The 3,559-nt window shown below is 72.0% G+C and carries 3 protein-coding genes; 1 reads left to right on the plus strand and 2 read right to left on the minus strand.

What is annotated here, in order from left to right; translation table 11 throughout:
* Positions 1-303: 303 nt before the first annotated feature.
* A complete protein-coding gene (locus tag RE027_RS17675; RefSeq protein ID WP_368809610.1) occupies positions 304-615 on the minus strand; it encodes a putative quinol monooxygenase in 312 nt (103 codons plus the stop codon).
* Positions 616-935: 320 nt separating this feature from the next.
* Positions 936-1,760 carry a CPBP family glutamic-type intramembrane protease gene (locus tag RE027_RS17680; protein WP_368809611.1) on the minus strand — a complete coding sequence of 275 codons (825 nt, stop codon included), beginning with the start codon at positions 1,758-1,760 and terminating at the stop codon, positions 936-938.
* 426 nt (positions 1,761-2,186) lie between these two features.
* Between RE027_RS17680 and RE027_RS17685 the strand changes: the two genes are divergently transcribed.
* The gene (locus tag RE027_RS17685) at positions 2,187-3,368 is read left to right on the plus strand and encodes an NAD(P)-dependent malic enzyme (protein ID WP_368809613.1); all 1,182 of its coding nucleotides are present in this window, start codon (positions 2,187-2,189) and stop codon (positions 3,366-3,368) included.
* The last annotated feature ends 191 nt before the right edge of the window (positions 3,369-3,559 follow it).

Consider the following 3,559-nt stretch of genomic DNA (forward strand, 5'->3'; position numbering starts at 1 on the left):
TCGAGACCCAGGACGGCCCCAAGGGCCCCCAGGCCGCGAACATCACCGTGGTGGCATGAGCTCCCACTGATTCCCTGACGGGATCTCCGGCATCGGGCTGAGCGCTCCGACGCCGCTCCAGGAATCGCCACCCGGCTCCGGCCGGGTGGCGATTCCTCGTTCCTGCCGTGAGCTCCTGTCCGCGGATGGCCGCCCACGCGGCGGCCGCCCTCGCCGACGCCCGGCAGACCATCCGCCTCGACGTGGCGCTGGGCTCCCGGGACCTGACCGGGCCGGCCGATCGCATCCTCGCCGTAGGTCCTCTCAGAGCGCACCCTGATCGGTCGTGCCGGCAGGCAGCGCCGCCATGGTGGTGACCAGGACGGGTTCCGCGATCAGTCCGTCGATGAGGGTGTTCAGGCGTGCGACCGCGGGCCCTTCGGCGTGCGCTGCGAGGTCGCTGTCAGAGGCCCATTTCTCGATCATCACGATCGACCCGTCCTCGGCGTCGTGAATCGCGTAGAGCAGGCACCCTGGTTCCTCGTGCACGGCGGGAATGGCCTCCTGCAAGGCCTCGACGAGCCGGTCGCGGGAGTCGGCGGCGGGGGTGAACACAGCAGTGACGACGACAGACATGAACTGTCCTTCCAGACGGTGATGGAGTTGGCTGAACGGGGTGGAGCGACCAAGGTAGCTGATCACGGGTGGCTGATCACGTCGGTGCTGCTGACCCTTGGCCTTACGGCGAGGATCCCTCCGCGTGTCGCCGTCGGTGCCTGCGAGAGAAGCGCGCTGCTGGGTCGACCCACCCTGCGGGGCATCGGAGCGCCCCGATCGCCGGTGTGCCGGACTCAGGTGCATCGCGGGGCGATGATCATCAGGGTGTGGTGTGGAGCCGGAGTTCCCACGGGGCGTGCGTGTCGGAGGATCCACGCCGGGAACGGTGGCAAGGGGCTTCATCCTGCGCCGGCGACGAGGGGCCTGGGGGCCGCGTGGGTCCTCCGGGGTGCCAGCAGGAGGGCTGCCCCGAGGAGGGCCGCGGCGCTGAGCGCGGTGAACGCCCAGAAGGAACCCGGAGGGAGTCCATCGGGGTTCTGCACCAGGTTCAAGGCCGACATCGGCAGCGCATGAGCGAACACCGCAGGCCAGACGCTGCCGAACCGGCGCACCGCTGCACTGAGGAAGAGCCCCAGCGGAAAGAGCAGCAGCGTGCTGCCCACCAGGGCGTGCGCGGGCAGCGTCCCCTGGAGAGCGAGGGTGCCGTGCAGGGGGACGTGGAACAGCACCCAGACGCCGGCGACGACTGTCGAGGATGGCCAGAAGCCCCAGCCGGCGAGCAGCCGTTGCAGGTAGCCGCGCCAGGCGACCTCCTCCCCGAAGGTGCTCAGGGAGTAGACGGCGACGATCGGCACCACCAGCAGCAGGATCGGTGCGAGCTCCGGCCAGGACAGGGGAGCGGCGAGCCCCGTGGCGCCGGCGATCAGCGCCGGCGGCGTGTAGGCCGCGAGGAGGACGCCGACCCCCACCACACCGCCGGTCACGAGCCGGCGCCGGCCACCCGGGCGCAGCGCCCACCAGGTGCTGAGGCCGCCGGGGAGAGGAAGCACCCGCATGGCCACGAGCGAGGCCAGAGCCGGGATCCACCGGCCTGCGAGGACGATCCAGTCCGGCAGGGTCCAGCCACCGAGGAGGAACACCGCGCAGAGCACGGACACGACGGCGATGGCCAGGCTCACGAAGTCGACGGCCGCATGCCGGGGATCCGTTCTGGTTCTCTGCACAGTTCGGGACGGTGGCACGGGTTCGTGAACGACGACCGCCCGCGTCGTGGACCGCGCGGAAACTTCTCCCGCGCGGGGGTCCTCGCGGCCGCGGTCCGGGTGGTCCGGGGCGACGGGGTGCGGGGCCGGTCCCGGCGCGCCGCAGCGCGGGAGGCCGGTGACGGCGCAGAAGCGGCTCGGTCCCTTGCGCCCGACACGAGGTCCACAGCAGGTGGACCGCGTCGCGGCGAGGTCTTGCTGCGGAATTCTGCGCTGTGCGGGAGCAGGTCGAGCGCAACGGGCTGTCCATGGGTCGTCGGCAGGCACAGGGCTCGTCGGTGCCTGCCGAGGCTCCCCCGGCGCGCGGGGTGGTCGGGTGCGCCGTCTGCTGGTTTCACGGGTGGCGCACAATGGTGGCACCCGATCCGCCCTCAACGAGGAGAGCACATGTCCGACCAGCACGAGCAGCCCGGCCCGATCACGCGCGAGGAGATCTTCGCCGAGCACGAGGGGGGCAAGCTCTCGGTGGTCCCGACGTCCCCGCTGGCCACCCGCCGGGACCTGTCGATCGCCTACACCCCCGGGGTGGCCGAGGTCTCCCGGGCCGTGGCCGCTGACCCCGCGATGGCGGCCACCCACACCTGGGCGGGCCGGCTGGTGGCGGTGGTCTCCGACGGCTCGGCCGTGCTGGGCCTGGGCGACATCGGCCCGGCCGCCTCGCTGCCGGTGATGGAGGGCAAGGCCGCCCTGTTCAAGACCTTCGCCGACCTGGACTCCATCCCGATCGTGCTCGACACCCAGGACGTCCAGGAGATCGTGCGCACCGTCAAGCTGCTGCGCCCGTCCTTCGGGGCGGTGAATCTCGAGGACATCTCCGCCCCGCGCTGCTTCGAGATCGAGACCCGCCTGATCGAGGAGCTCGACATCCCGGTGATGCACGACGACCAGCACGGCACCGCCGTGGTCGTGCTGGCGGCCCTGCTCAACGCCGCCACCGTGGTGGGCAAGGACCTGGCGGGCCTGAAGGTCGTCGTCGCCGGGGCCGGGGCGGCCGGCATCGCCATCACCGAGATCCTGCTGACCCAGGGCATTCCCGACGTGGTGCTGCTGGACTCCCGCGGCATCGTCTCGCGGGAGCGTGACGACCTCAACGCCATCAAGGCCGACTACGCCATCCGCACCAACCCGCGCGGGCTCATCGGCGGGCCCAAGGACGCACTGGAGAATGCCGACGTCCTCGTGGGGGTCTCGGGGGGGAAGGTCCCCGAGGAGTACCTCACCGAGCTGGCCGCCGACGCGATCGTGTTCGCCCTGGCCAATCCGGACCCGGAGGTCATGCCCGACGTGGCCGCGAAGTACGCCACGGTGGTGGCCACGGGTCGCAGTGATTTCCCGAACCAGATCAACAACGTGCTGGCCTTCCCGGGGATCTTCCGCGGTGCCCTGGACGCCGGGGCGACCCGGATCACCGCGGAGATGAAGATCGCCGCGGCCCAGTCCATCGCGGCCATCGCCGCCGCGGACGGGCTGGCAGCGGCGCACATCGTGCCCTCGGCCCTGGACCCCCGGGTGGCCCCGGCCGTGGCCGAAGCCGTCGCGGCCTGTGCTCGGAGGTCCACGGCCGACTGATCGACCGCGGCGTCCCGGGCCCGCCCGGGCCTGGCGGTTCCTGACGGCGACAGCGCCCCGACCCGGGGGCGGGTGGGGTGCTGTCGCTGTGCCCTGGGCACGACCCGCACCTCGACTCCGGCGGGACCCCCGGCCGCGAGGCGACCGGGGGTCCTGTGGGTGTGGGTCAGATGACGAGGCCGAGGGCGAGG

The sequence above is a fragment of the Kocuria sabuli genome, from assembly GCF_040981185.1.
Taxonomy (GTDB): Bacteria; Actinomycetota; Actinomycetes; order Actinomycetales; family Micrococcaceae; genus Kocuria; species Kocuria sabuli.

Bases quoted from the DNA above. Each gene is read 5' to 3' on its own strand.
- RE027_RS17675 (WP_368809610.1), bottom strand. From the start codon at position 615: ATGTCTGTCGTCGTCACTGCTGTGTTCACCCCCGCCGCCGACTCCCGC.
- RE027_RS17685 (WP_368809613.1), top strand. From the start codon at position 2,187: ATGTCCGACCAGCACGAGCAGCCCGGCCCGATCACGCGCGAGGAGATC.